Source organism: Chelatococcus asaccharovorans (assembly GCF_003201475.1).
Classification (GTDB): domain Bacteria; phylum Pseudomonadota; class Alphaproteobacteria; order Rhizobiales; family Beijerinckiaceae; genus Chelatococcus; species Chelatococcus asaccharovorans.
In genome coordinates, this window is sequence record NZ_QJJK01000011.1 from 153,930 (window position 1) to 179,864 (window position 25,935).

24 protein-coding genes are annotated in these 25,935 nt (G+C 65.6%); 7 read left to right on the forward strand and 17 right to left on the reverse strand.

Features of this window, described 5'->3' with window-relative positions; genetic code table 11:
• Positions 1–309 precede the first annotated feature (309 nt).
• The 6 genes from C7450_RS24405 to C7450_RS24430 all read right to left on the reverse strand — a co-directional run bounded on the left by C7450_RS24405 (position 310) and on the right by C7450_RS24430 (position 5,745).
• The gene (locus tag C7450_RS24405) at positions 310–1,086 is read right to left on the reverse strand and encodes an ABC transporter ATP-binding protein (protein ID WP_210206526.1); all 777 of its coding nucleotides are present in this window, start codon (positions 1,084–1,086) and stop codon (positions 310–312) included.
• Positions 1,083–2,147, reverse strand: coding sequence for a dihydrodipicolinate synthase family protein (locus tag C7450_RS24410; protein WP_110377075.1), 1,065 nt, complete (start codon positions 2,145–2,147; stop codon positions 1,083–1,085). Before C7450_RS24410 ends, C7450_RS24405 begins: the two co-directional genes overlap by 4 nt.
• A gap of 160 nt (positions 2,148–2,307) precedes the next feature.
• Positions 2,308–3,156, reverse strand: coding sequence for a GNAT family N-acetyltransferase (locus tag C7450_RS24415; protein WP_110377076.1), 849 nt, complete (start codon positions 3,154–3,156; stop codon positions 2,308–2,310).
• Positions 3,143–4,195 carry an NAD-dependent epimerase/dehydratase family protein gene (locus tag C7450_RS24420; protein ID WP_245450089.1) on the reverse strand — a complete coding sequence of 351 codons (1,053 nt, stop codon included), beginning with the start codon at positions 4,193–4,195 and terminating at the stop codon, positions 3,143–3,145. The genes C7450_RS24415 and C7450_RS24420 overlap by 14 nt, the downstream gene beginning before the upstream one ends.
• A gap of 8 nt (positions 4,196–4,203) precedes the next feature.
• Positions 4,204–4,974 (reverse strand): ABC transporter permease, encoded by a 771-nt coding sequence (locus C7450_RS24425; protein ID WP_110377211.1) that lies wholly within the window; start codon positions 4,972–4,974, stop codon positions 4,204–4,206.
• A gap of 114 nt (positions 4,975–5,088) precedes the next feature.
• Positions 5,089–5,745 (reverse strand): TetR family transcriptional regulator, encoded by a 657-nt coding sequence (locus tag C7450_RS24430; RefSeq protein WP_110377078.1) that lies wholly within the window; start codon positions 5,743–5,745, stop codon positions 5,089–5,091.
• Positions 5,746–6,027: 282 nt separating this feature from the next.
• Here C7450_RS24430 and C7450_RS24435 point away from each other — a divergent pair, with 282 nt between their 5' ends.
• On the forward strand, positions 6,028–7,038 hold the full coding sequence (locus C7450_RS24435) for an ABC transporter substrate-binding protein (RefSeq protein ID WP_110377212.1): 1,011 nt from the start codon (positions 6,028–6,030) through the stop codon (positions 7,036–7,038).
• 214 nt (positions 7,039–7,252) lie between these two features.
• Here the strand turns inward: C7450_RS24435 and C7450_RS24440 are convergent, their stop codons facing one another.
• The 7 genes from C7450_RS24440 to C7450_RS24470 all read right to left on the reverse strand — a co-directional run bounded on the left by C7450_RS24440 (position 7,253) and on the right by C7450_RS24470 (position 14,818).
• On the reverse strand, positions 7,253–8,173 hold the full coding sequence (locus C7450_RS24440) for a 2-hydroxyacid dehydrogenase (RefSeq protein ID WP_110377079.1): 921 nt from the start codon (positions 8,171–8,173) through the stop codon (positions 7,253–7,255).
• Positions 8,170–9,306, reverse strand: coding sequence for an NAD(P)/FAD-dependent oxidoreductase (locus tag C7450_RS24445; protein ID WP_110377080.1), 1,137 nt, complete (start codon positions 9,304–9,306; stop codon positions 8,170–8,172). The genes C7450_RS24440 and C7450_RS24445 overlap by 4 nt, the downstream gene beginning before the upstream one ends.
• Positions 9,303–10,700: an FAD/NAD(P)-dependent oxidoreductase gene (locus C7450_RS24450; RefSeq protein WP_110377081.1), complete on the reverse strand. Its 1,398-nt coding sequence runs from the start codon at positions 10,698–10,700 to the stop codon at positions 9,303–9,305. Before C7450_RS24450 ends, C7450_RS24445 begins: the two co-directional genes overlap by 4 nt.
• Positions 10,697–10,978, reverse strand: coding sequence for a (2Fe-2S)-binding protein (locus tag C7450_RS24455; RefSeq protein ID WP_110377082.1), 282 nt, complete (start codon positions 10,976–10,978; stop codon positions 10,697–10,699). Before C7450_RS24455 ends, C7450_RS24450 begins: the two co-directional genes overlap by 4 nt.
• Entirely contained in the window at positions 10,962–12,557 is a 1,596-nt protein-coding gene (locus tag C7450_RS24460) for an FAD-dependent oxidoreductase (RefSeq protein ID WP_110377083.1), read from the reverse strand. The genes C7450_RS24455 and C7450_RS24460 overlap by 17 nt, the downstream gene beginning before the upstream one ends.
• A gap of 76 nt (positions 12,558–12,633) precedes the next feature.
• Entirely contained in the window at positions 12,634–14,196 is a 1,563-nt protein-coding gene (locus C7450_RS24465) for an ABC transporter substrate-binding protein (protein WP_110377084.1), read from the reverse strand.
• A 22-nt stretch (positions 14,197–14,218) separates the two neighbouring features.
• Positions 14,219–14,818, reverse strand: coding sequence for a helix-turn-helix domain-containing protein (locus tag C7450_RS24470; RefSeq protein ID WP_210206527.1), 600 nt, complete (start codon positions 14,816–14,818; stop codon positions 14,219–14,221).
• Between the two features lie 230 nt (positions 14,819–15,048).
• Here C7450_RS24470 and C7450_RS24475 point away from each other — a divergent pair, with 230 nt between their 5' ends.
• The 6 genes from C7450_RS24475 (at position 15,049) to C7450_RS24500 (ending at position 21,368) form a co-directional block, all read left to right on the forward strand.
• A complete protein-coding gene (locus C7450_RS24475) occupies positions 15,049–15,975 on the forward strand; it encodes an ABC transporter permease (protein WP_110377213.1) in 927 nt (308 codons plus the stop codon).
• A complete protein-coding gene (locus C7450_RS24480; protein ID WP_110377086.1) occupies positions 15,972–16,838 on the forward strand; it encodes an ABC transporter permease in 867 nt (288 codons plus the stop codon). Before C7450_RS24475 ends, C7450_RS24480 begins: the two co-directional genes overlap by 4 nt.
• A gap of 35 nt (positions 16,839–16,873) precedes the next feature.
• Positions 16,874–18,298, forward strand: coding sequence for an MmgE/PrpD family protein (locus tag C7450_RS24485; protein WP_110377087.1), 1,425 nt, complete (start codon positions 16,874–16,876; stop codon positions 18,296–18,298).
• 151 nt (positions 18,299–18,449) lie between these two features.
• Positions 18,450–19,703, forward strand: a complete 1,254-nt coding sequence (locus tag C7450_RS24490; RefSeq protein ID WP_110377088.1) for an aminopeptidase — start codon at positions 18,450–18,452, stop codon at positions 19,701–19,703.
• 10 nt (positions 19,704–19,713) lie between these two features.
• On the forward strand, positions 19,714–20,163 hold the full coding sequence (locus C7450_RS24495; RefSeq protein ID WP_110377089.1) for an acetyltransferase: 450 nt from the start codon (positions 19,714–19,716) through the stop codon (positions 20,161–20,163).
• A gap of 176 nt (positions 20,164–20,339) precedes the next feature.
• A complete protein-coding gene (locus C7450_RS24500) occupies positions 20,340–21,368 on the forward strand; it encodes a LysR family transcriptional regulator (protein WP_170147412.1) in 1,029 nt (342 codons plus the stop codon).
• Here C7450_RS24500 and C7450_RS24505 read toward each other — a convergent pair.
• The 4 genes from C7450_RS24505 to C7450_RS24520 all read right to left on the reverse strand — a co-directional run bounded on the left by C7450_RS24505 (position 21,343) and on the right by C7450_RS24520 (position 25,920).
• Positions 21,343–22,353, reverse strand: a complete 1,011-nt coding sequence (locus tag C7450_RS24505; RefSeq protein WP_170147413.1) for a dipeptidase — start codon at positions 22,351–22,353, stop codon at positions 21,343–21,345. The two genes, C7450_RS24500 and C7450_RS24505, sit on opposite strands and share 26 nt — an antisense overlap.
• A gap of 96 nt (positions 22,354–22,449) precedes the next feature.
• Positions 22,450–23,346: an ABC transporter permease gene (locus tag C7450_RS24510; protein WP_210206528.1), complete on the reverse strand. Its 897-nt coding sequence runs from the start codon at positions 23,344–23,346 to the stop codon at positions 22,450–22,452.
• Positions 23,343–24,260: an ABC transporter permease gene (locus C7450_RS24515; RefSeq protein WP_110377092.1), complete on the reverse strand. Its 918-nt coding sequence runs from the start codon at positions 24,258–24,260 to the stop codon at positions 23,343–23,345. The genes C7450_RS24510 and C7450_RS24515 overlap by 4 nt, the downstream gene beginning before the upstream one ends.
• A gap of 121 nt (positions 24,261–24,381) precedes the next feature.
• The gene (locus C7450_RS24520; protein ID WP_110377093.1) at positions 24,382–25,920 is read right to left on the reverse strand and encodes an ABC transporter substrate-binding protein; all 1,539 of its coding nucleotides are present in this window, start codon (positions 25,918–25,920) and stop codon (positions 24,382–24,384) included.
• Positions 25,921–25,935 lie beyond the last annotated feature (15 nt).

A 25,935-nucleotide genomic window follows, 5' to 3' on the forward strand; every position in this document is an offset into this window, starting at 1 on the left:
GATGTCACCCGAGAACCGCCGCCCCTGATCCCTCCCCCTTAGGGGGAGGGTGGCCTCGCGACAGCGAGGTCGGGTGGGGGTACCAGGCCGAAAGCTATGCTCCGGCCGCCATGCAACACTTACGCCCAGCCGGCGGGTCGACCCCACCCGGCGCCTATGGCGCCACCCTCCCCCAAGGGGGAGGGATCAGCGCCGCGTCCCGGGCAGCGAGGATCGGCGCGGCTCATCCCGCATGTCGTCCCCGGCGTCGCACAGCGACGGAAAGGGGATCCATCACCAGCGCAAATGCTTGTCGAGCGCGGTGCTATTCTAATGCCCGGCGGGAAAGCCGAGCTCCGTATAGATCCGCCGGCAGTATTCGCCGAAGTTCTCATGCGTCTTCAAGGCGACGGTGCGTTCGCCGGGGAAGGTAATCGGGAAATAATCGGCCATGCGGGCGGGGCCGGCCGTCAGCACGGCGCAGTGGGTGCCGAGGAACACGGCTTCCTGGATGCTGTGGGTGACGAAGATGATCGTCTTGCCGCTCTCGCCCCAGATCCTGAGCATCTCGATATGCATGAGCTCGCGCGTCATGGCGTCGAGCGCGCCGAAGGGCTCGTCCATGAGGATGAGTTTCGGATCATGGATCAAGGCGCGGGCAATGGCGGCGCGCTGCTGCATGCCGCCTGAGAGCTCCTGCGGGTACTTTTCCGCGAAGCCGCCGAGACCGACCATGGCGAGGAGGTGTTTCGCCCGCTCACGCGCCTCGCGCATCGGCAGGCCGACGATCTCCGCCGGCAACAGCACATTGTCCATGATGGTGCGCCACTTCAGAAGCAGCGCCTGCTGGAACACCATGCCGACGTCCCGCCCGGGGTTGAACGGCGTGTCCGCATTGCCGATCGCCACCGTGCCGCCATCGGCCGTGTGCAGGCCGGCAAGGATCTTGAGCACCGTGGTCTTGCCGCAGCCGGAGGGGCCGACGAGCGAGACCATCTCGCCCTCGGCGATATCCATGGTCACGTCCGAGACGGCGAGGAATTCGCGCGCCCCGGAGCCATAGACCTTGCGCACGTTGCGCAGGCTGATGAAGGGCTCCCCGCTCATGCCAGCCACCGCGCGAGATTGGCCCGGACGAAGTCGTCGTCGCCGAGATCGGCATGCTCCACGCGCACGCGGTCGATCTCGGCCTTCTGGCCCGGCCCGAGGCCCTCTTCGGGATCGAGACACCAGATGCCCTCGAGCAGACCTTGCAGGCGCAGGATCTCGTGGCAGCCGGCAATGCAGCCGTGGAAGTTATTGGCCACGTCGAAGAAGGCGGCGTTGCAGTCCGTCACGCGCGCGTCGAGCGCCAGCAGGTCCGCATCGACATGGCCCGCCTCGCGCGCCGCGCGGCAGCGCTGCATCAGCTCCACCGCCTTCGATGTCCAGACCGACCAGTGGCCGAGCAGGCCGCCGCGGAAGCGCACGCGCGCCGTCTCGCCGTTGCCGCGGCGCACATCGAAGGGCGTCACCAGATCGAGCACGATGTGGTCATCGTTGCCAGTATAGAGCGTGACGCGATCCTCGGCGCGGGCCAGTGCCACGCCGCGCGCGACATCGAGCGTGCGATAGCGGTGGAAGGGTGCCACCTTGATCGCCACCACATTGTCGATCGCCGCGAAGCGCTGCCAGAAATCGACGCCGAGCGTCATGCCGCCGACGGCGCTCTGCAGATAGAAGCCGATGAGCGGGATCTCCCGCGCCACCGCCTCGCAATGGGCGATCAGCGCATCGACGCTGCTGCCCTTCATCGCCGCGAGGCTGAGGAGGCCGGCGTGGTAGCCATTGGCGACGGCGATCTTCGCCTCGCTGATCGCCTGGTCGGTCGTGCCGCAGAGGCCCGCGACCATGACCAGCGGCCGGTCCGTCCAGGCCCGCGCCGTCTCGGCGGCGAGCTTCAGCACCGGCTCGTAGAGCCCGACATCGCGGATGGCGAATTGTGTGGTGTGCACACCGACGGCGAGCCCACCGACGCCCGCGTCGAGATAATAGCGCGTCAGGGCACGCTGGCGGCGCTCGTCGAGCTGGCGCCCCGCATCGAGGGCCAGCGGATGCGCCGGGATGACGGCGCCTTCACGCAGAAGGCCGAGAACGTCCGGGCTCAGGTCCGTGTGATGCAATCCCATGATCAAGCCTCTTGCTTCAGCCTCTGCAGCAGTCCATCGCGCCATCCTGGACTATTCCCGCGAACGCCGGTTCGCCGGACATGGTCCAAGTCCTTATCTCTACGCATTGGCTTCACGCGAACCGGTTTCCACTTCGCTTGACAATGCTCCTGAGCCGCCCTCAGCCGTATTCGGGCCCGGCGCCGGCCATGAATTCTTCACCGATACCAGCAACATGATGCGCACCGCGCAGCATGCGCAGGAACGGGCGCTCCTCGACGAAGCCACGCGCAATCAGATGCGCGCGCAAGACGCCGCGATCCGCCGCGAGATCGATCACCAATTCGCCGGCCTCGCCGGCCAGAATGTCATCCACCAGCGCCGTCGCACGCGCCTCGTCGGGCGCGAGGATCGGGCCGAGCTGGCGCGCCTTGCGGCCGTCGCGCACCAGCGCAATCGCCTCGCCTTTCCTATAAAGCTGCGAGCCCGCGCGGCCCGCCATCTCAGTCAAAACCGCCGCGCGGCTGAAACCGAAGGCGGCCGCGTCGGCCGCGACGAGCGCCGCGACATCCCCCGCCCCGCACCCACGCGGCGTATCCGGCTTCGACAGGCCAGCCGCCTTGCGGCGCAGACGCACGAGTTCGCCCGCCGGCCGGAAGCCCAGCTGCTCATAGACCGTGGCGCCTGCCGGGGTCGCATCGAGCCAGCAGGTCAGGGACCTCTGGTCGGCAACGTCGAGGCAATGCCGCATCAGCGCCGTCGCCAGCCCCCGGCGACGCCAGTCCGCATGGACCAGCACGAGGCTGATCCAGGCAGCGGACGCATAGGGCAAGAGCGCGGCAGTGGCCACCACCGGGCCATCAGGGGCGCGCGCGGCGAAGACATCGGCCATCGCCAGAAACAGCCGCCAGTCATCCGCCGTCTGGTTCCAGCCGGCGGCGTCGGACAGGGCAAGCCCCGCCGCCGCCTCGCCGGGCTGGAGACGGCCAAGGCTGACGCCGTCCAGGGTTATGGCCTCAGTAGCGCCCATCCCGCACCTCGAATTTGGTCGGCTTGCCGTGGCTTGGCATCTCGCGCGCCACCCAGTCGGCCGTCCATTCGATCATCTGCGCGGTCGAGACAATCGGCTCCCCGAACAGGCTCACCGCAAGCGAGGTATCGGTGAGCCAGGCGGTCGGCGCCTCCGTGCCGGTGATGACGGGGGTCGTGCCCAGCCGCTCGCCCATGCGCACGGCGAGATCGCGCACCGCCAGGATTTCGGAGCCGCTGACATTGATCGGGGTCGTCGGCGTGGTGCAATGCTTCAGGCAACGCAGAGCCTGGGCCGAGGCATCCCCCTGCCAGATCACATTGACATGGCCCATGGTGACGTCGATGGGCTTGCCCGCGAGGACCTTCGTGGCGATGTCGTGCAGCACGCCGTAACGCATGTCGATGGCATAGTTCAGCCGGAAGAGCCGGCCCGGCGTGCCGAACTTTCCCGAGAAATACTCGAAAAAGCGCTCACGCCCCACGCAGGACTGGGCATATTCGCCCGGCGGATCGGCGGCGACGCTCTCATCGGCGCCGCGCCCGTCCACGGGCACGAAGGGATAGACGCAGCCCGTGGAGAAGGCGACGATGCGCGAGCCGCGGAAAGCCTGCGCCACGATGCCGGGCACATGGACGTTCATCGCCCAGGTCAATCCAAGATCACCACCGGCACCGAACTTGCGCCCCGCCATGAAGATGATGTTGTCGACCTTGGGGAGCGCCGCGACGGCCGCCTCGTCGAGAAGGTCGCAGACGATGGTCTCGATGCCCCGCGCCTCGAGCGCGTCCTTCAAGCCGGGCTCGGAGAAGCGCGCCACGCCGATGACACGCCTGTGCGGCGCGGCCGCCTTGGCGAGACCGGCGACAGTCGGCCCCATCTTGCCGCCCACCCCGACGATCATGATGTCGCCGTCGACATCAGCGAGATCATCGATCAGGGCCTGCGAGGGCCGGCACAGCAGATCGTCGAGTTCGGCGATCGACGTGATGCGCGCCGGCAGGGATGTGGCCGTCAGCACGGAAGGCGTGGTTGTCACGATGGACCTCATTGAATGCGGACATCCCTCACGATCACCAGCCGCTCCAGCAGGAGCACCAGCGCGTACAGCAGGACACCGAGAAGCGTGAGGAGGATGACGGCCATCAGCATGGCCGGCGTGTCGAGCGATGCCTGCACCTGGATCATCAGGTAGCCGAGGCCGCGCTCCGAGGCGATGAACTCGCCGACGGTGGCGCCCGCAACCGCCAGGATGGCGCCGACCTTCATGCCCGAGAACACGTAAGGCAGGGCGCCGGGGAGCTGGATCTTGCGGAACAGCTGCCAGCGCGTGCCCTTGAGCGAGCGCACGAGATCGAGCAGGTCGGGATCGACCTCACCGAGGCCGCGCGCCGTCGTCAAAAGGATCGGGAAGAAGCAGATGCTGAAGGCAATCAGAATATTCGGGACGATGCCGTAGCTGAACCACACGATGAACAGCGGGCCGAGCGCCACCTTCGGAATCATGTTCAAGGTCACGAACAACGGCAGGAAGATCAGCGCCAGCCAGCGTGACCATGAGAACATCAACGCCAGGGTCACGCCGATGAAGACACCGAGCGCGTAGCCGCCGAATATTTCCGTAGCGGTGACAAGGGTATTCGAGACCCAGGCGTACTGGGCCGAGCCGAGCGTCGCCAGCGTCGCCGCAGGCGACGGCAGGATGAAGGCGGGTATGGCGAACCAGTCGACCGCCCATTGCCAGAAGGCGAGGACGGCGAGATGCACCGCGACGATGACGCCGATGCGGCCGGCTGAACGCCAGCGCGCCGCGATCACCTCGGCGGACTGGTCGCGGACGAGAGGGATAGTTTGCTCCGACACCGTTCCCGTTCCTTTCAGGATTGCAGGAAGGCTAGCGGAAGCGAACGCAGATATCAACTAGATAGTTGATTATTTGATGAGGATCGAGCTCATCACAAGGTCGACGATGTGGCGACGCCGCGCCTTCAAGGCGGCCTGTGCCATGAGGTCTTTCTTGAAGATCGCCGACAGCGTCGGCGCATTGGAAAAGTAGAAATAGCCGAGGCCGGCGATCGAAATATAGAGCTGCATCGGGTCGATCCCGGGCCGGAAAACGCCCGCCGCCGTGCCCTTTTCCAAGGTTTCGGCAATCAGCGCCACGAAGGGCGAATGCATCTCCGGCAACATCGACGACGACCGTACGTGGGTGGCGCCATGGCGGTTCTCGTCGTTCAGCAGCGCCACGAAATCGGGATGGTCCTTGAGATGGTCGAACGACGTCTCGATCAGGCGCTTGATGGCTTTGTCCGGCGCCAGGCCGCGCAGATTGAGCGTACGCTCCTGCGCGCGGATCTCGTCGTAGATCCATTCGAGGACGGCGAGATAGAGGCCGTCCTTGTCGCCGAAATAGTGATAGACGAGTTGCTTGTTGACCCCGGCGCGCGCCGCGATCTCATCGACCCGGGCCCCGGCCAGCCCCTTCTGCGCGAATTCGACGCGGGCGGCCGCCATCAGGGCCTGCCGGCTCGCCACGGGGTCGCGCCGGGCACGCGGCCCCCGGGTTCCCGTACTGATCACCTCAGCCATCACGACCTCCTTCAGCGCTGCTCGCCCGCCGGCGAGCTTATCACTTCGTCGCAAATTACCAACCAACTGGTTGAAAAGTATTTGACGCCCTCGCACGGGGTTGGTAGCGATTTATGGATCGCGCGACAAGCACGACGGCCATGGGACCACAATGGCCATGGGACCAAGATGGCCGTGAGACCACAATCGCGACACAGAGGCCCGACCGCCGTCATCCCGTGCGGGAGAAACCAGCCGCTCGTGATGTATCGGCGCGCTTTCGACGAACAGAGGGGAATTGTCATGAAGATTGTCCAGATGATCGGCACCGCCGTGCTGGCTTTGTCCGTCGCCAGCGGTTCAGCTCAAGCCGCCGAGAAGCTCAACCTCATCCTCAACTGGACACCGACGGCCGACCATGCACCTTATTACTACGCGAAGGCGCAGGGCTGGTACGAGAAGGCGGGCATCGACCTCAACATTGAGGTTGGCAAGGGATCGGGCGTCGCCGCGCAGAAGGTTGGCGCCGGCCAGTCCGAGCTCGGCATCGCCGATCTCGCCACGGCCATCGTGGCGCGTGGCAAGGGGGCCGACGTCGTCGCCGTGATGAGCGTCTACGCCAACACGCCGCAGGGCTTCTACTGGCTGAAGAGCTCGGGCATCAACGGCGCCAAGGATTTCCCCGGGCACAAGATCGGCAATCCTCCAGGCGATGCCTCGCGCGTGATGTGGCCGGCCTTCGCCAAGGCCGCCGGCATCGATCCGAAGGCGGTGAGTTTCGTCAATATCACCCCCCAGGCCAAGATGGCCTCGCTGAAGAGCAAGGCCGTCGACATCATCAGCGACTTCTATAACGAGCATGACCTGAAGGTGCGCGAGTTCGGCGCCGATCTCGGCTATCTCCCGTGGAAGGACGTGGGCCTCAACCCCTACGGCAATTCGATCATCGTCAACGGCGCCTATCTCGCCAAGAACGAGAAGGTCATCGATGCCTTCGTGAAGGTCAGCCAGAAGGCGTTCGCCGCCTGCGTCGCCGATGTCAATCCGTGCCTCGACGCGCTGATCGCTGCCACCTCCGGGCTCGACCGGCAGGTGCAGACCAACCAGTGGGAGCGCATCAAGGAGATGATGACGGACGAGTTCACCGTCGCCAAGTCGCTCGGCTGGATCGACGCCGACCGCGTCAAGAAGGACTACGAGCTCGTCTTGACGATGATCGGCCTCGACAAGCCCTTCGACGCCACGACCATCGTGACCACAAAGTTCCTCGATCCGTCGGTGAAGATGGACGCGAGCAAGGTGAAGAAGCAGTAGGTCATTCCGGGGCCTCGCGTCAGCGAGGAGCCCGGAATCCACGAACACCGGATCTAACAAGAAGACGCGTCGGGCCGGCAGTTTCCTGGTTTGCCTTCGTGTTCATGGATTCCGGGCTCGGGCCCATCGGCCCGCCCCGGAATGACGATGCGGTTCCTTCGGGACATCACGACGATGGCGTGGCCACAGTCCCGACACTGGATGGCCGGATCTCTCAATAGCCCGTCGTGCGGTCGACAAGGCCACGCGGCGGCTTGCCGTTTCGCAGCGCCTCGATCGCTTGCGCCACCTGCGCGGCGGCCGTGGCCGGAACCGTCCAGCTCGCGGCATGCGGCGTGACGGTTATCGCGGGATGGGTCCAGAACGGATGCTCGGGCGGCAGGGGCTCCTGCCAAAAGACATCGAGCGCCGCGCCGGCAAGATGGCCCGCGTCGAGGAGCGCGAGGAAATCCGCCTCGACGAGATGCTCGCCACGGCCGGCATTGATCAGATAGGCCCCTTGCGGCAATTGCCCGAGGGTCGAACGGTCGAGAAGGTTCTCTGTCGCGGCCGTCTGCGGCAGGAGCGAGACGAGAATATCGCTCTGCGCCAGGCAGGCGAAAAGCCCATCATCGCCCGCGAAGACCTCGACGCCCTCAACCGGGCGGCCACGCCGGCTCCAGCCGCTCACGGCATAGCCGAGCGACAGGAACTGCCGCGCACAGGCCTGGCCGAGTTCGCCCATGCCGAGGATGCCGATGCGCGCGGGGCCGACATCGGGGCGCTGCCAGCGGCGCGCCCGTTGATTGGTCAGCATCTCCTCCCAGCGGCGATGGTGGCGCAGCGCGGCGAGAACGACATATTGCACCATGTTGCGCGTCAGGGACGGGTCGATCATGCGGACGACCGGCAGGTTTGTCGGCACGGTCGGGTCCGAGAGAATATGGTCGACGCCGGCCCCCAGCGAGAAGATGCCCTTGAGATTGGGGAAACGCGCGATAACGCCTCTGTCCGCCGCCCATGTCAGCACGAACTCGACATCCTCGATGGGTCCGGTCTCCGGCCAGACATGCACATCGAGATCCGGGCAAGCGCAGGCAAGCGCGTCCAGCCAGGCGGCCACAGGCGCGGTCTTGCGGATGATGACGAGGCTCACGGTGTCCTCCCTGGCTCGGCGGATTGTTGTTGAAAGCGATCCGGACGGAAGGCTTCAACGGGTGTGGAACTGCGACCCTCACAGATCAGTTCGCAAAGCACCTCGCCAACGGCCGGCGCGATCTGAAAGCCACCGCCGCTGAAGCCGAAAGCATGGAAAAGGCCCGGCACGTTTGCACTTTCGCCGATGAAGGGGTTCTTGTCGGCCGTATAGCCTTCGATGCCGGCCCAGATGCGGATGACGCGGGCGTGACGCGTTGCCGGCAGGATGGCCGCGGCGCGGCCGCCGATGCGCGCCAGCGCGCCACTGTCGGGGCGGGACGCCCCGTCGCCGCTCGCCACGCCGAAGCCGCCGCCCATCACGAGATTGCCGCGCTCGACTTGCCGTCCGTAGAAGCCGCCCCCTTCGATGCCGATATTGACGCTGACGATCGGCGGCAACGGCTCGGTGACGAGAATGGTCGGGTAGTCGAAGCGCATCGGAATGTCGTCTCCGAGCGCCGCCGCGATCCCGGCGCCCCAGGCCCCCGCGGCATTGACCAGCCGGCGTGCGCGTACCGCGACAGCATCGCCGCAGCGCAAGAGAAAGCCATCACCTTCGCGCGTGATCCCGGTCACCGGGCAACGCTCGATCACCTCACAACCGGCCTGCCGCGCCGCCTGCGCATAGGCGGCCGCGACGAGGCGCGGGTTGGCCTGCCCGTCGCCGGGACAGAAGGAGCCGCCGATGATCTCCGGCCCGAAACAGGGATAGCGCTCGCGGAACGCCCTGCCCTCCAGGATCTCGAGCCCGAGGTCGAAATCGGCGACACGCGCGGCATAGGCCGCCAGCGCGGTGAGGTCGGCCTGGGAGCGCGCCAGCTTGATATGGCCCGACCGCACATATTCGCCGTCGATGCCGATCTTTGCCTTGAGATCCGCCCAGATGGGATGCGCCCGCGCAGCGAGATGGAGTTGCGCCGGCGAGCGGCCCTGCCGGCGGACGCCGCCGAAATTGACGCCACTGGCCCGCGAGCCGCCGAGATCACGCTCCAGCATCACCACCGCCACGCCGCGCTGGCGCAGCGCAAGCGCGGTCGCGCTGCCGATCAGCCCGGCACCGACGACCGCAACATCCGTATCGAAATTCTTCACGGCTTCGCCTCGTCGAAAACGAGAGGCATGGGCGCGAGAGGCATCGGCTTGATCGGCGCCTGGCCGCGCAGACGGCCGACGTCGCCCGGCGATCGTCCGCTATGGTGGGCCAGGAGCGCGCGGGCCGCCGGCCCGCACATCCGCCCCTGGCAGCGCCCCATGCCGATGCGGGTCAGGGCCTTCAGCCGGTTCAATTCATCGACGCCATCCTCACGGCAGGCGGCGCGCAGGGCGCCGACCGTGATCTCCTCGCAGCGACACAGAATGACGTCGTCGGCGAGCGCGAAATCGGCCGCGACAGGCTCCGGAAAGGCCCGCCTGATCCCTGCGCGAAAACCGCGCCAGCGCCCGACCCTGGCCTCGAGCGCGCCCGTGGCTGCCCCATCAACGCCGAGGCCGGCGTCTTCGCACAGGGCGAGAGCCGCCCGCGTGCCGGCCGCCTCGGCGGCATCCGCGCCGAGAATGCCCGCCCCGTCGCCCCCGATATAGACGCCTGCAACGGACGTGCGCCCGGTCGCATCGCTTGCGGGCAGGCTCTCGTGTTCCGCCGCGCTATAGCTGAAGCGGCATCCCAGGAGATCGGCGATCTGGGTTTCCGCGCGCAGGCCGTAGCCGAGCGCAATGGCATCGCAGGCCACCCGGCCCTCGCCCGCAGGCGTGCGCCAGACAAGGCGCTCAACGCGCTCCGTACCCTCGGCCGCCATGGGGATCGCGCCATTGACAATCATGATCCCCCGCGCCTTGAGCCATGCGACGTAATAGAGGCCCTTCGCCAGCGTGGCCGGCTGGCGCAGCATGGCCGGCGCCCCGGCGATCTGGTCGGTAAAGCGCGCGCTATCGAGGATGACGGCGATGCGGGCACCGGCCTTGGTATATTGATAGGCGACGAGATAGAGCAGCGGCCCGGTGCCGACGAGCGCGACCGTCTCGCCGATGGTGCATCCCTGCGCCTTCAACGCGATCTGCGCCCCGCCCATGCTGAAGACGCCCGGCAGCGTCCAGCCCTTGAAGGGATAGATGCGATCGGTCGCGCCGGTCGCCAGCACGAGATGGCTGAAGGGCACCGTCGCCGGCCCGGCGTCGCCCATGACATGCAGTTCGCCAGGCACGGCATTCCAGACGAGCGTCCGCGGGCGATAGTCGATGTGCGCGCGAAGCGCCGCGAATGTCGCGTGCAGTCGTTCTGCCTTCCCGGCCTCGAAGCCGTAAAGCGCCTTGCGGCTCCGGCTGAAGGCGGCCGGCGGCTGCCGATAGATCTGGCCGCCCGCGCGCTCGCCTTCATCGAGGACGACCGGGCGCAGACCGGCAGCAACGAGCGCCTCCGCGGCCCGGATGCCCGCAGGGCCGGCACCGACCACGACCGGCCTGATCTCCGGGGAAGGCCGGCCGCTCATGTCCCTGGAAGCCCTTCGATCACGAAGGCCATGCCGTCTTCCAGCAGCGTCGAACAGGCGCGCACCGCCGGACCAGCCTCGGTCACCACCCAACAATCCTGGCAGGCGCCCATCAGGCAGAAGCCCGCGCGAGGCTGGTGCTCGAATTCCGATGTTCGCAGATGACCGGCTTGTGTCAGAACGGCCGTCAGCACGGTATCACCCAGCTTGCCCGTAAAGCGCTGCCCATTGATGAAGAAGGAAATAGACGGCCGGTCCTGGTCAACCGCGCGACGCATGGCGGCCCTCACCGGTTGCGACCGACGAAGGATCTCCGCCGGCGCCCGGCACGCTGTAAAGCCTGTCGAGCATGGCGCGATAGCCGGAGACCTCGGCCTTGATCCGCACGTCATCCCAGCCAAGCATGGCGGCCATGGCCTCCGCCGCCGGCGCGGCTGCGGCCCGTCCCTGGTCGGCCGACCACGCGAGGCCGGTGCGACGCAGCAGTACGTCCTCCAGCGTCTGCGCCTGCTCGACGCCGACCGCATGACGGACGTCGGCAAGCGTGGTGGACGCATCGGGTTCGAGGCGCGCGGAATTGGTGTTGTCGGGGAATTGCAGCGCGGCCCGTGACAGGGTGCCCGGCTCGCCGGACGGTTTCACGAAGCGCGCGGCCGCGGCGACAAGATCCTGCCCCGTGGCACGGTGCGCGCCGAGCGAGCCGTTGGTGAGCGCGAACAGGCCCGACAATCCCTCTGCCGACAGATCATGGATCTTGCGGTTGCGGGCGCCCATGGGCAGGCCCGGCTCGTAGGTCAGCGGCCGCACGCCCGCCCAGGTGGACACCACATCGCTCCGCGTGATGCCGAGCCCCGGCACGAGATGGTTGGTCTCGGCGAGCAGGAACTCGAGATCGGCAGCATCGACGGCAATGGCGTCCCGGTCGCCCTCATACAGCGTCTCGGTCGGACCGAAGAAATGCAGGTCGCGCCAGGGCATACAGTAGAACGGCCGCCCGGCGCGGGTGACGCCGGCGACGCCATGGCCTTGGCATTCCGGCGGCAGCTTCACGACGATATGCGCGCCCTTCGTGCCCGTTATCTTCGGCGACACGGGCTGCCCGGTCAGCGCATTGACGTCGTCGACCCAGATGCCGGCGAGATTGAGAACCACGGGCGCTGAAACCGTGGCCTGCTCGCCCGTGCCGGCATCGGCCAGCGTCACGCGCCAGGCCTCGCCATCGCGCTGCACACCGACGGCTGGCGTATAATTGCGCGCGACAGCTCCGAGCCGCTCGGCGTCGCGCACCATGTCGATCGCCACACGCTCCGGCCAGTCGATCTGGTATTCGGTGTAGCAGGAGACCGCGCGGAGTTTGTCGAGATCCCGGAGCCATGGCACAAAGGGCTGCTCGGCCAACGCCTTCTGCGCCGGCACGCGTTCGTAATCCAGCGGCACACCGCCCTCGCCCAGGCTGCGCAGCAGGAGGAAGGCGCTGTCCACCTGCCACGGCGCATAGGGCCCGCCGTGATAGATGGGATAGTGCATGCGGATCTTGCGGACGCGCTCAGGCTGCGTCTTCACGAAATCGCTGCGCACCGCCATCGAGCGGCGCACCGTATTGACGGCCTTGATGAATCGGTCCGGGTGCCAGAGAAACGTCGTCAGCGGCCCGCCCGGCACGAGATAGCGCAGGCCGCAGTGGAGAAGGCGGCTCGAGCGCGCGGTGCTGCCGGAGCCGAAATCGCCCTTCTCGAAGAGCGCGACCGAATAGCCCTGCGCGGCAGCCTGCTGGGCAGCGGCCGCGCCATTTATGCCGCCGCCGACGACGACGATGTCGAAGCGGCGACGATTCAATGATGCCAGAGACGGTCTCATGGTTTTATTTAGCCAATACTCAGCGTTACCAACATGGCCTAACGCAAGTCTAGTGTCAGGCCTATTGCCAGGCCTATTACTTGGTGAGCGTCGTCTTCTCGGTGATCAGCGGCCCGTAGGACAGGGAGCCATCGAGCTTGTAGCCGTAGTCGAGACCGGCGCGGCGCGCCCAGACGAGTTTCTGCTCGAACAGCGGCACCGCGCAGACGTCGGCGATGATCTTCTCCTGGGCCACCTTCCACAGCTTGATCTGCTTGGCCTGCTCGATCTCCTCGGCGGCTTCGTCGATCTCCTTGTCGGCAACCTTGCAGTGCGAGAAGTTCGTCACCGCCGTCGGCGTGCCGACGGCGCTGCCGGAATGGTAGAATTCCTTGAGGTAATTGCCGGCGACCGGGAAGCGCGAGGCGCCGTAGACGACGATATCGCTGAGGTTCTGGCGGATCTGCTGATGGTAAGTCGCGTGTTCGACGACATCCATCTCGATGTCGATGCCGACTTTCTTGAGCTGCGACTGGACGATCTGTGCCGGGCCGAGGCTGGTGACGTTCTGGCTGGCGATGACCTTCAACTTGAGGCCGTCGCCGTAGCCCGCCTCCTTGAGGAGTTGCTTGGCCTTCGCGGGATCGTAGGCGGGCAGCTTGGCATCGGGATCGGCGCCCAGCGTCGCCGTCGGGAAGATGGTCGTCGGCAGCGTCGACACGAGACGGCCCTTGAAGTCGACCACCTGCTGGGTGTCGATGGCATGCGCGATGGCCTGCCGGACGCGGATATCATCCAGCGGCTTGTGCGACATGTTGAGATAGGCCGTGCCCTGATAGGCAGGCTCCATCACGTCCAGGACCGTATCCTTCAGGCCCTTCATGCGCTCGGCCCACTTCTGATCCTGGCGACCATAGATAAGGTCCAGTTCACCAGATGTATAGGCAAGGTCGCGGCTCGCGTCCGAGCGGATATAGCGATAGATGATCTTGTCGATCTTCGGCGTGCCGCGGAAATAATCCTTGTGCGCCTTCAGCGTCACCGACTGGCTGGCCTTGTAGTCATCAAAGGCGAAGGGGCCGGTGCCGACGGCCTTGGTGCGGAAGTCGTCGCCATACTGCTCGACGGCCTTCTTGCTGACGATGAACCCGCCCTGGAAGTTGACGAGAGAATAGAGGAGCGACGACGAAGGCTTCTTGAGCGTGATCTTCACGGTGAGCGGGTCGACAGCCTCGACTTTCTCGATATTCGCGAAGTCGGAGGAGAATGAGGAACGCTTCGGATCAGCCGCGCGCTGCAGCGAGAACACGACGTCGTCGGCCGTCAGCGTGCCGAAATCACCATGGAACTTGACGCCCTCGCGCAGCTTGAACGTCCAGACCTTCTTGTCATCCGAGATCGTCCAGCTCTCGGCGAGATCCGGCTCGATGTCATCGAGGCTGACCGAGCCGGGCTTGAAGCGTACCAGCCCGTCGAACATCCAGGCCAGCAGGATCTTCTCCTGGGTGGCGGCGCCACGGTGCGGATCGAGCGTCCCGAGATCAGACGCCGCCATGCCCACGGACAGCACCTTGTCCTGCGCCAGCGCGGGCGCGGCATGAAGAAGAGCGACCGCGCTGATGGACAAGCCAAGCGCGACGATGGCCGATTTCAATTGCATTTTTATTCACCCCTGTGAAGAACTAGTCGCTGCTCAATGGAACGGCGGCGACAACCCAAATAACTTCTGCCCGCGTCTGACCGGGATTACGCCATCTGTGAGGCGCTTTACTGTGATAGCGGAAACTATCACCCGGATTGAGCATGAAGGCCTTGTCCTCGATCCAGAGCTCGAGCTGTCCTTGCAGAACAAGACCGACCTGCTCGCCACGCTCGATAGTGAAGAGCTCCTCGCCCGTCGAGCCACCCGGCTCGATATAGGCGCGATAGACGTTGATACCGGCCGAGGGCTGCGGCGTGACGATCACCTTCTCGATGCCCTTCTCCGGCGCATTGAGCGAGGGATGGCTGCCGGCCCGCGCGACAATGCCCTTCTCGTCGACGCTGGGCGCCTCGCCGAATTTCAGCAGCGTCTCGGACGGAACCTGGAGCGCATCGGCAATGAGCCGCAACACCCTGACCGAGGGCGAACTCAGTCCCCGCTCGATCTGGCTGACGAGACCGACGGAAAGGCCGCAGGTCTGTGAGAGTGCCGAGATGGAAAGACCACGCTTTTTCCGCGTCTGCCGAATCTGCTGCCCAAGCCACAGGTCGGCGACGCTCCGCGCTTCATAAGTCGTCACTTTGCCTTCCATCTCCTGAACCCGCTGCCGTCACATTGATGAAACGCTCGCATTTGTGACTACATCATTCAAGTGAAAATTTCATATTGACGATGATATCACCCGCCCCCTAAGGTGACGGTCATTCGCAGCTATCGGTGGTACATGCGCTCACGCTCCTTCCGCTCGCCTCGCGGCCGCGGTTGCCGCAAGGCGGCGCCATGCCGTGGGGACAGACGAGGCCCGCATCCGTGTTGACCTTCATTCTCAAGCGGCTGCTTGTGGCCATTCCGACCCTGCTCGGCGTACTCACCGTCGTGTTCTTCGTCGTGCGCGTGGCTCCCGGCGACCCCGCCATCGTCATTCTCGGCGAATCCGCGAGTGCCCCGGCGCTTGAGACATTGCGAGAGCAGCTCGGGCTGAACCGGCCGCTGATCGAGCAGTATTTCTCGTTTCTCGGGTCCGTGCTGCAGGGTGATCTTGGCCGCTCCATGATCAGCAACCAGCCGGTGCTCACGGAAGTCTGGCGCGTCTTGCCCTATACTTTCGAATTGACCGGGGCGGCGCTGCTGATCGGTGTCATCTTCGGCGTGCCGCTCGGCGTGATTTCGGCGCGTTACCGCAACGGCTGGGCGGACTACGTCGTCCGTTTCTTCTCGTTGCTCGGCCTGTCATTCCCCGCGTTCATCTCCGCGATCCTGCTTCTCCTGGCCTTCGCCATCACCATTCCGCTCTTCCCGGTGATCGGCGAGGCGAGCTATGCCGATCCGGCACAACGCCTGCGGGCGCTCAATCTCGGCCTGATCATGGTGGCCTATATCACCCGCGTCAGCCGCTCGAGCATGCTCGCGGTGATCAACCAGGACTACATCCGCACCGCGCAGGCCAAGGGCGTGCCGCCCGGCGTCGTCGTCGGCCGCCACGCCCTGCGCAATGCGCTGATCCCTATCGTGACGGTCATCGGTCTTTATCTCGGTGTGCTCATCGGCAATTCGGTCTTGACGGAAATCGTCTTCAACAGGCCGGGCCTCGGCAAATTGATCGTCATCGCGCTCAACCAGCGCGACTATCCGACGCTGCAGGCGATGCTGGTGATCTATGCCGTCTTCATCGTCCTCGCCAATATTCTGACTGACCTCATCTATGGCGTCATCGATCCGAGGGTTCGCAACAAATGAGCGCAGTTCCCGAGATCCGCAGGTCGGCCGGCAGCAAGGTCTGGCGCTGGGTCCGCCGCAACAAGGCGGCCTCGCTCGGCGCCACCATCATGGTCATCGTGACGCTGGCGGCGATCCTCGCTCCGTGGATCGCCCCCTATGACCCGGACGAGCAGAACATCATCCTGAACCTGGGGCCGCCCACGGCGGAACACTGGCTCGGCAACGACACCTACGGGCGCGATACGCTGTCGCGCATCATCTGGGGCGCGCGCGTGTCGCTCTTCGTCAGCATCACGTCGATCTCGCTCGCCATGGTCATCGGCGGCGCGTTCGGCGTGGTCGCCGGCTATTTCGGCGGTCGCACCGATCGCATCATCATGGCCTCTATGGACGTCCTCCTGTCCTTCCCCAGCCTGGTGATGGGTTTGCTGGTCGTCGCCGTGCTCGGCCCCACCATGATGAACCTCATCGTCGCCATCGCCTTTACCGCCATCGCGCCTTTCGCGCGGATCGCCCGGGCGCCGACGCTGTCGATCAGGAACCGCGAATTCGTGGAAGCCGGACGCACCATCGGCTTTTCCGATCTCAAGATCATGGTGCGCTACATCATCCCGAACATCGCCGACGAGGTCGTCGTGCTCGGCACCCTGTGGCTCGCCACCGCCGTCCGCACGGAAGCCTCGCTCTCCTTCATCGGCCTCGGGGTGCGGCCGCCGACGCCGACCTGGGGCGGCATGATCCGCGACGGCTTCGAGAACATGCTCGATGCCCCCTGGCTCGTCATCTTCCCGAGCCTCGCCATCCTCACCGTCATGATTGCCCTCAACCTGCTTGGCGACGGACTGCGGGACGCGACCGATCCGCGCCTGCGCCACGAGTGAGTGCGTCCCGAAGCGACAGCAGGAATGAGGCTGCGATGACAGCGCCGGCCATTGCAGACGTCCTCGCACAGTTTGTATGCGGTCTGACGCCGGCGGACATTCCGGCCGTGGTGATGGAGCGGGCGCGCCATCTCATCCTCGACGGTATCGGCACGGGCATCGCGGCCCGCGCCCGCGGCATGGATGAGGCATTCGTCGCCGCGCTCACGTCACTGGCCGGTGCGGGCGCGTGCTCCGTCGTCGGCCATGCGGAACGGTTCCAGCCGCGTGACGCGGCGCTGCTCAACGGGCTGCTGATCCACAGCCTGGAGTTCGACGACACCCATATGGGCGCCGTCCTGCATCCGACCGCAACCGCCTTCGCCGCGGCCTTGGCCGCAGCCGAGATGACAGGCGCGGCGGACGACGCTCTCGTCACAGCCTATGTCGCGGGGCTCGAATGCAGCACCCGCGTCGGCGCGCTGGCGCCGGGCGCGTTCCAGGCGGCCGGCTTCCACCCGACCGGCGTGGTCGGCGTTTTTTCCGCGGCGCTCGCCGCCGGCAAATTGCTCGGGCTCACGGCCCAGCAGCTTGTGGATGCCCAAGGCCTCGCCCTGTCGATGGCCTCCGGCTCGATGCAGTTCCTGAGAGGTGGCGGCGTCGGCAAGCGCTTCCACGCCGGCTGGGCCGCGCAATGTGGCCTCCTCGCCGCGTCGCTGGCACGCGAGGGCATCGCCGGAGCACAGGGCGCTTTTGAAGGCCAGCACGGGCTGTTCGCCAGCTTTACGCATGCGCCCATGCCGGCAGATCAAGCGGATGCGATGCTGGCGACCCTCGGCGCCAGCTGGGAAACCCTCGCCGTCGCGGTGAAACCGTTTCCCGCCGCCTACTACACCCATGCCTGCATCGAGGCGGCGATCGATCTCGCGCTCACCCACGCCATCGACATCAAGGCGATCGCCCGCGTCGAGGCGCGTGTTCCGCCGCCCGTCCTGCCGAAGATCGCCGAGCCCAAAGCGGCGAAGGCGCAACCTGCAGGCGTCTCGGAAGCGCAATTCGCCCTCCCCTTCCTGGTGGCCACGGCGTTGGCGGCGCGGCGCTTCGGCCTCGGCGAGCTGACGCCGGAGCAACTGGCGGATCCGGCGATTCTCGACCTTGCCCGGCGTGTCACCTGCATGGGCGATGCCACCCTGGACTTCCCGCGCTACTACGGCGGCGCGGTCACGGTGGTGCTGGACAACGACAGCCGCCTCACCAAGCGCATCGCGATCAATCTTGGCGCAAAGGACCGGCCGGTCGATCTGGATTTCATCCTGACGAAATTCGCGGGCAACTGCGAGCTGGCAGGGCTGACGTCCTCCGAGGTGCTCGCCACACGCATCGGCCATGACATCAGGGGCCATGACATCAGGGGCCATGACATCAGGGGCCATGACATCAGGGGCCTCGTGGCGGCGACGGGTGATCACGGCCCCGCCTGAGATCGCGAGAAAGCCCCCGCGGTCAAGGCCGGACCCGCCAAATTGACGGCGGACGCGTCCTCGGCAATCTTCGCGTCGTTTCATTTCCCGTCGCGCGCCGCGCCAAGGCGGGCTATGTCTCGCACTTCGGATAATTTCAGGTTGAGCGCCCATGACCACAGATGCAACAGCCCCCTCCCCCATCGATCCCGTGAAGCTCGACAAGCTCGCGGAAGTGGCCGTGAAGGTCGGGCTCGGCCTGCAGCCCGGCCAGAATCTGTTTCTCACGGCGCCGATCGTCGCCCTGCCCCTGGTGCGGCGTATCACTGAGCATGCCTACAAGGCCGGCGCCGGCCTCGTCACACCGTTCTTCTCCGATGAGGCGATGACGCTCGCCCGCTTCCGCTACGCGCCCGACGAGAGTTTCGACCGCGCCACCGGCTGGCTCTACGATGGCATCGCCAAGGCCTTCGCCGAGAATACCGCGCGTCTCGCCATCGTCGGCGACAATCCCATGCTCCTCTCGGGTGAGGACCCGGGCAAGGTCGCCCGCGCCAACAAGGCGAATTCCGTCGCCTATCAGCCGGCGCTGGAGAAGATCGCCGGCTTCGACATCAACTGGAATATCGTCGCTTTTCCCGGCGCGTCCTGGGCGGCGCAGGTCTTCCCGGGCGAGGACGAGGCCACCGCGGTGGGCCGGCTCGCGGATGCCATCTTCGCGGCGTCGCGCGTCGATGCTGGCGATCCCGTCGCCGCCTGGGCGGCGCATAACGCGGCGCTCAACACCCGCACCCGCTGGTTGAACGAGCGCCGCTTCAGCGCCCTGCATTTCAAGGGCCCCGGTACGGACCTGACGATCGGCCTCGCCGACGATCACGAATGGCAGGGTGGCGCCTCCAAGGCCAAGAACGGCATCGTCTGCAACCCCAATATTCCGACCGAGGAAGTCTTCACCACGCCGCATGCGCATCGGGTAGATGGCTATGTGCGCAGCACCAAGCCGCTGTCGCACCAGGGCACGCTGATCGACAACATCGCAGTGACATTCGCGGGCGGGCGCATCGTCGATGCGACGGCAAGCCGCGGCGCGGAAGTGCTGAACAAGGTGCTCGATACCGACGAGGGCGCGCGGCGTCTCGGCGAGGTCGCCCTCGTGCCGCATTCCTCGCCGATCTCGAAGAGCGGCATCCTGTTCTACAACACTCTGTTCGACGAAAATGCGTCCTGCCACATCGCGCTCGGCCAGTGCTACTCGAAGTGCTTTCTGGACGGTGCGAAACTGACGCCGGACGAGATCGCCGCCAAGGGCGGCAACAAGAGCTTCATCCATATCGACTGGATGATCGGTTCGGACGAGATCGACATCGACGGTGTCGGCGCGGATGGCAGCCGCACGGCCGTCTTCCGCAAGGGCGAATGGGCCTGACGACACGACCATGCTGATCCGCCCCTCCACGCCTGATGACCAGCCGCGGCTGTTCGAGATCTGGGACACCGCCGTTCGCGCGACGCATGACTTTCTCGCGCCGCGTGATCTGGCCACGATCGCCGCGATGGTACGCGACGAATATCTGCCGACAGCCAAAAACCTGGCCGTCGTCGTGGACCACGGCGGTCAGGCCTTCGGCTTTCTCGGCCTGAACGGCAGCCACATCGACAGCCTGTTCGTGCATCCCGACCGTCACGGACAGGGGGGCGGCCGGGCGCTGGTGGAATGGGCGGCGCGCAGCCGGGCCGCCCTGTTCGTCGACGTCAACGAGCAGAACAAGGGCGGCCGACTGTTCTATGAACGGCTCGGCTTTGTCGAGGTCGGCCGCTCATCCCGGGACCATGATGGCCGTCCTTACCCGCTGCTGCATCTCAGGCGGGCGCTGCGGGCGGCGTGACCTAATCTCCCCCTCGGCAACGCCGGCGCTATGACCTCCGCCCCCGCATGGGCAAACGGGCCCCAAAAAACCCGAGTTGACAGCGTGCCCTTCGATGAATGAGCCTGCATGTTTCCTGTCGCCGTGACGGCAAGCTTCTTGCCTTTCGGCCAAGGTTAACGCGTGGGGAGTGTGGCATGTGCCGACTGAAGGAATTCCGGTTGTTCGTCGCGGCCTTCGAGGAAGCCTCGTTCTCAGCCGCCGCCCGGCGCGAGAACGCCACGCAGTCCGGGGTTTCCCAGCACATCCAGCGCATGGAAGAGAGCCTGAAAGTCCGGCTTTTCCACCGCCGCGGCAAGCGTGTGGTGCCAACCCCGGCGGGGGAAGCCTACTACAGGCATTGCGTAGAGCTTCTGCGCTCCCATGCCGATGCCCTGCGCGATCTGCAGCGCTTCCGTGGCGAGGAGGGTGAGCTCCGGGTCGGCGTCACGCCCTGGATCGCGCGGCACGTAATGCCAGCCGCGCTCGATCGCTTCGTCAACGTCTACCCGAACGTCTCGCTGATCATCATCGAGGACGAGAACCATTCCCTCGCCGAACGCGTGAAGCGCGGCGAGTTTTCCTTCGTGGTGATGCCGGAGACCGACCTCGCCGAGAACGCGACCGTTCTTTTGGAGAGCCCGGCCTATCTCGCCTATTGCCGGAGCCGCGAAGCGGCTATGCGGGATCTCAACCTGCCCGGCCAGCTGTCGCGCCTCAAGCTCGTGGTCTCGTCGAGCTGGAGCCGCTGGCGCAAGGTCGTCGACCGCTATCTCGCCGATCACAACTGCGAGCCGCGCCAGGCGATCGAGATCACCTCCCTATCGGCAGCAATCAAGGTTTTGATCAATTCCGACTGGTGTTCGATCTTGCCCGGCCTCACGGTCTGGGCGGATTCCGACCGCGACCGCGTTGCCATGAGGCTTCTGCCCAACGGGCCCGTATTCCGGATCATGTCCGTATGCGCCAACCGCCCCCTGTCGGAGGCGGGCAAGACCTTTCATGCCATGCTCGCCGAGGAGGTGACCTCCCTCGGACGGCGTGGACTTGGGCAGCAGGGACTCGGGCAGCCTGCCCTGCCGGAGCCCAAGCGGGCGCGCGCGAGCAAGGTCGCCCCACCCGCGCGCTCCGCCGCCAAGCGAATGGCCGGGGACGCCGCCGTTATTCGCCCCAAACGTCCCGCATGATGCGCAGCCAGTTCTTCGACATGATCTTGTCAACGTCGCTTTCGGGCACGCCGCGCGCCTTCAGGCGGTCGAACATGGCGCTGACCTTGCTCATCGTATTGATGCCGTCGGTGGCGCGGTTCTCGTAGGTATACCAGTCGCCCATCGGGCCGGTGACATTCGGATAGATGCCGTGCTGGCCCCACATCTTCGCCCAGCCTTCGGGATTGGGCGGGAAGCCCTCGGGAATGTCGCCGCCGAATCCGACATGCTCGACGCCGGCGACCTTGATGAGATGCATGAAGTGGTCGACGACATCCTCGACTGTCGGCATCCTGTCGAAGCGCAGCAGCGGCGGCCAGGCGACAGCGCCCGTCAGGCCGCCCTTGTCGGCCACGGCGCGGATCAGAGCATCGGTCTTGTTGCGCGGGCTCGGATGAAGGGCGTAGGCATTGGCGTGGCTGAAGACCAGCGGACGCTTCGCGGCGGCGATGAAATCCGCGCTGGTCTTCAGGCCCGAATGCGACAGGTCGACGATAATGCCGTTGGCCTCCATGGCCGCAAGCCAGGCCCGCCCTGACTCGGTCATGCCGCGGTCGCCGTCATTGACGAAGGACGCGCCATAGCCGAAAGCGTTCCGCTCGTTGTAGGTCGGCTGCATGATGCGCATGCCGAGACGCTTGAAGGTGCCGAGGAGCGCCACATCCCCCTCCACCATCAGCGAGTTCTGCGAGCCGATGATGATGCCGACGAGACCTGCCGCGTGCGCCGCCTCGATTTCGGCGACGCTCGTCACGATCGTCGCGAGATCCGGCATCGCCGCAACGGTCTTGCGCAGCTCCTCGAGCTGCAGCAGCGCGTCGTGCAGGCCGGCCTGAGGACGCGTAGCGGTCAGGTTGATCGCCGAGACGCCGCCATCGAGGGTGCGCTGCATCTGTTCGCGCGTTACAGCCGCACAATTGAGCCCGTCTATGATCAAAGGCTTTGCATTGGGGGCGTGCGTCATCATTTCCTCCATGAGGCTTTTCAAGAACGGATCGGAAGGGGACGGCCGGCCTGTCGCGATGACGCCGGCGCGGCCGTTGCAGTCAGCGGCAGGACATCATGTCTGCTCGTTCGCCAGCCGGGGATCGAGCGCATCGCGCAAGGCGTCGCCCAGCATGTTGATGGCAAGGATGGTGAAGGTGATCGCGGCACCGGGGAAAACCGAACTCGCCCAGGCCGTCTGAACGTATTTCTGGCCCTCGCTGATCATGCCGCCCCAGGTCGGGGTCGGCGGCTGCACGCCGAGCCCGAGAAAGCTCAGCGTCGCCTCGATGAGGATCATGCGCGAGAGCTCGTAGGTGGCGACGACGATCAGCGCGGACAGGACATTCGGCGCGATATGCTTCAGGATGATGCGCATCGGCGAGGCGCCTATGGCGCGGGCGGCCTCCACATATTCGAGCTCGCGTACGGATATGACGTCGGCGCGCACGATGCGGGCAATCTGCGGCCAGGCGGACACGCCCATCAGCACGATGAGAACCGGCACCGAGGCCCCGACGGCGGCGGTGACGGCGATGACGAGAAGAATGACGGGAAACGAGAGCTGCGCATCGATGGCCCGCAGAACCAGCGCATCGACCCAGCCACCGGCATAGCCGGCGATCAGACCCAACACGGTGCCGATCACGCAGGCGATGATCACCGCCGCGAGCGAGATCGCCAGCGTCACCCGCGTGCCATAGATGATGCGCGAGAGGATATCCCGCCCGAGCTGGTCCGTGCCCAGCCAGTTGTTGCCTTGGCCGGTCAGAAAGGACGGCGGGCGCAGGCGCCTGACGATGCTCTGATGATAGGGATCGAGCGGCGCGAACAGGCCCGGAAACAACGCACAGAGCAGCACGACGACAAGGAAGATGAGGCTGATCAGCACGACCGGCGACCGCAGTTGGCGTCCCAAGGCCAGGAGCTTGGGATTGCGGGAGCGCGCCACAGTCAAGGTCACAGCGCTCATCTCAGCCTCACGCGCGGATCGAGAACAGCATGGATGAGATCGGCTGCCAGGTTGGACAGCACGAAAATGACAGCGAAAAAGAAGACAACAGCCTGAACCACCGGATAGTCCCGCGCATAGATGGCCTGGATGGCGAGCCGTCCAACCCCGGGCCAGGCGAAGACCGTCTCCGTGACGATGACACCGCCCATCAAGACGCCGAACTGCAGCGCGACGATGGTGACAACCGGGATCAGCGCATTGCGGACGGCATGGTGCAGGAGCACGGCCATCTCCCCCAATCCCTTGGCGCGGGCCGTGCGGACATAGTCCTGGCGGATCGTTTCCAGAAGGGTCGAGCGCATCACGCGCGTCACCAGCGCAAGCATCGTCGAGGCGAGCGTCGTCGCCGGCAGGATGAGATGCCAGATCGTGCCGCTGCCGGTGCTCGGCAGCCAGCGCAACCAGACCGAGAAGATGATGATGGACAAGATGCCCCAGTAGAAGGTCGGGACCGCCTGTCCGAAGGCAGTGACCCCGCGCACCGTGAAATCGAGCGGCGAGTTGCGAAAGTAGGCGGAGGCGATACCTGCCGGGATCCCGATGATGACCGACAGCGCCAGGGTCGCCAGGGCGAGTTCGAGCGTCGCCGGAAGACGCTCGACAAGAAGATCGACCGCAGGCTCCTGAAAGCGCAATGAATTGCCGAAGTCACCGCGCATCACGCGTTCCGTGAAGACGAAGAACTGCTCCACAACCGGCCGATCAAGCCCGTTCTGCTCGCGAAACGCCTGCCGCGCCTCCTCGGAGGCGTCGATCGGGAGGAACAGGTCCACCGGATCGCCGCTCAGCCGCGTCAGCAGAAAGCACGCCACCAGGATGCAGAAAAGGGATGGCAGCGTGTAGAGGATCCGTCTGATCACGTAACCGAGCATGGCGCCCTCTGTTCACGAGGCTTGAAAGCAGCCGGTCCTGACAGGCCAGGCCCGGCCAAGATGTGACCCTGCCCCGGGACGCCGCCGCGACAGGGATGGCAGTAACGCTGAGGACACAAAATCAGGCCATGGACATGCCGTAGAGCGTCCAGCGCTGATCACCGCGCGGCAGGAAATCCTTCACGCGGTCGGTCACGCCATAGAGGTCAACCGCCTGATAAAGGAACAGTACAGATGCTTCGTCATGCATGATCTGCGCCGCCTTCTTATAGATCTCCGCGCGCTTTACCGGATCGACCTCCTGGGCCCCGGCATCGATCAACTTGTCGATTTCCGGGTTTGCGAGATAGGAGTAGCGCCAATCCGAGCGGTATTGCGCCCATTGCGGATCGGGATCATCGGCCGGCGCAAGGCCCACGAAGCCCATAGGCGCAAGTTCGCGCGCGCTCAGCTGCCGCAGGAATTCTCCCGCTTCCAGCGAGACCATCTCGGCCTTCACCCCGACCTCGGCGAGCATGCCGGCAACCGCTTCGGCCACTTCGCGATCCTGGGCATAGCGACCCGTCGGGAATTTGAAGGTGATCGTCAGGCCGTTCGGGAAGCCGGCCTCCGCCAAAAGCGCCTTGGCCTTCGCGGGATCGTAGGGATAATCCTTGACGGCTGGATCGAAGCCGATCTGCTCCTTGCGCAGGATCTGGCCGCTCAAGAGCCGCCCCTGGCCTTGCAGGAGGCTGTCGAGAATAGCCTGTTTGTCGATCGCGTAATTCAACGCCTGGCGCACGCGCTTGTCGTGCAGCGGGCCGGGGTGCTCCGGCAGGTTCGACAAGCCGATGGTAAAGATGCGGTAGCTCGGCACGGAGACCACACGCAGGCCTTTCTGGGCCTTGATCTGCGCGGCTGCCGAGATCGGGATGTTGGTGGCGATGTCGTATTCGCCCGCAAGCAGGCCGTTGGTGCGCGCCGTATCATCGGGAACGGGGCGCCAGACGAGCTTCTTGATGCCTTCCGGCACCTTGCCCCAATAGTTCGGGTTCGCGTCCATGACGATTCGATTGTCGCGGATCCACTCCGTCAGGACATAGGGACCGGTGCCGATCGGCTTCTTGCCGAAGCCTTCCGCCCCACCGGCCTCCGCCCAGTACTTCGGCGGCACGATGTAAATCTGACTGAGGATGAGATGAAGCGCCGGATAGGGATGCTTCAGATAAAGCTTGACCGTATAGTCGTCGACTTTTTCCGCGCGGTCGATCGGAGCCGAGTAGCGGCCATAGGCCGGCGTTGTCTTGACGTCTGTGAATATCTTGAAGGTATTGACGACGGCATCTGCGTTAAAGGCCTCGCCGTTGGTGTATTTCACGCCCTTGCGGAGCACGATCTTGACCGTCTTCGGGTCTTCGAGCGCGAAACTCTCGGCGAGGACCGGCTCGGTCTTGTTGGTCTTGGGATCGACCCAGAACAAGGACTCGACGATGGCGCTGCCGACGTTGATCTGCTCCTGCGTGGTCGAAAAGTTCGGCCACAGGGAAACGGGGTCGAAGCCTTGCGCAACGGTCAAGGTCCCCGCGGGGAGTGCCATGGCCTGCGAGCCGCGGCCGAGGATGCCTGCCATCAGCGCCTGCCCGGCAAGCGCCGCGTTGAAGGTACGTCTGCTGATCTTCATGCCTGTTCCCCTTTT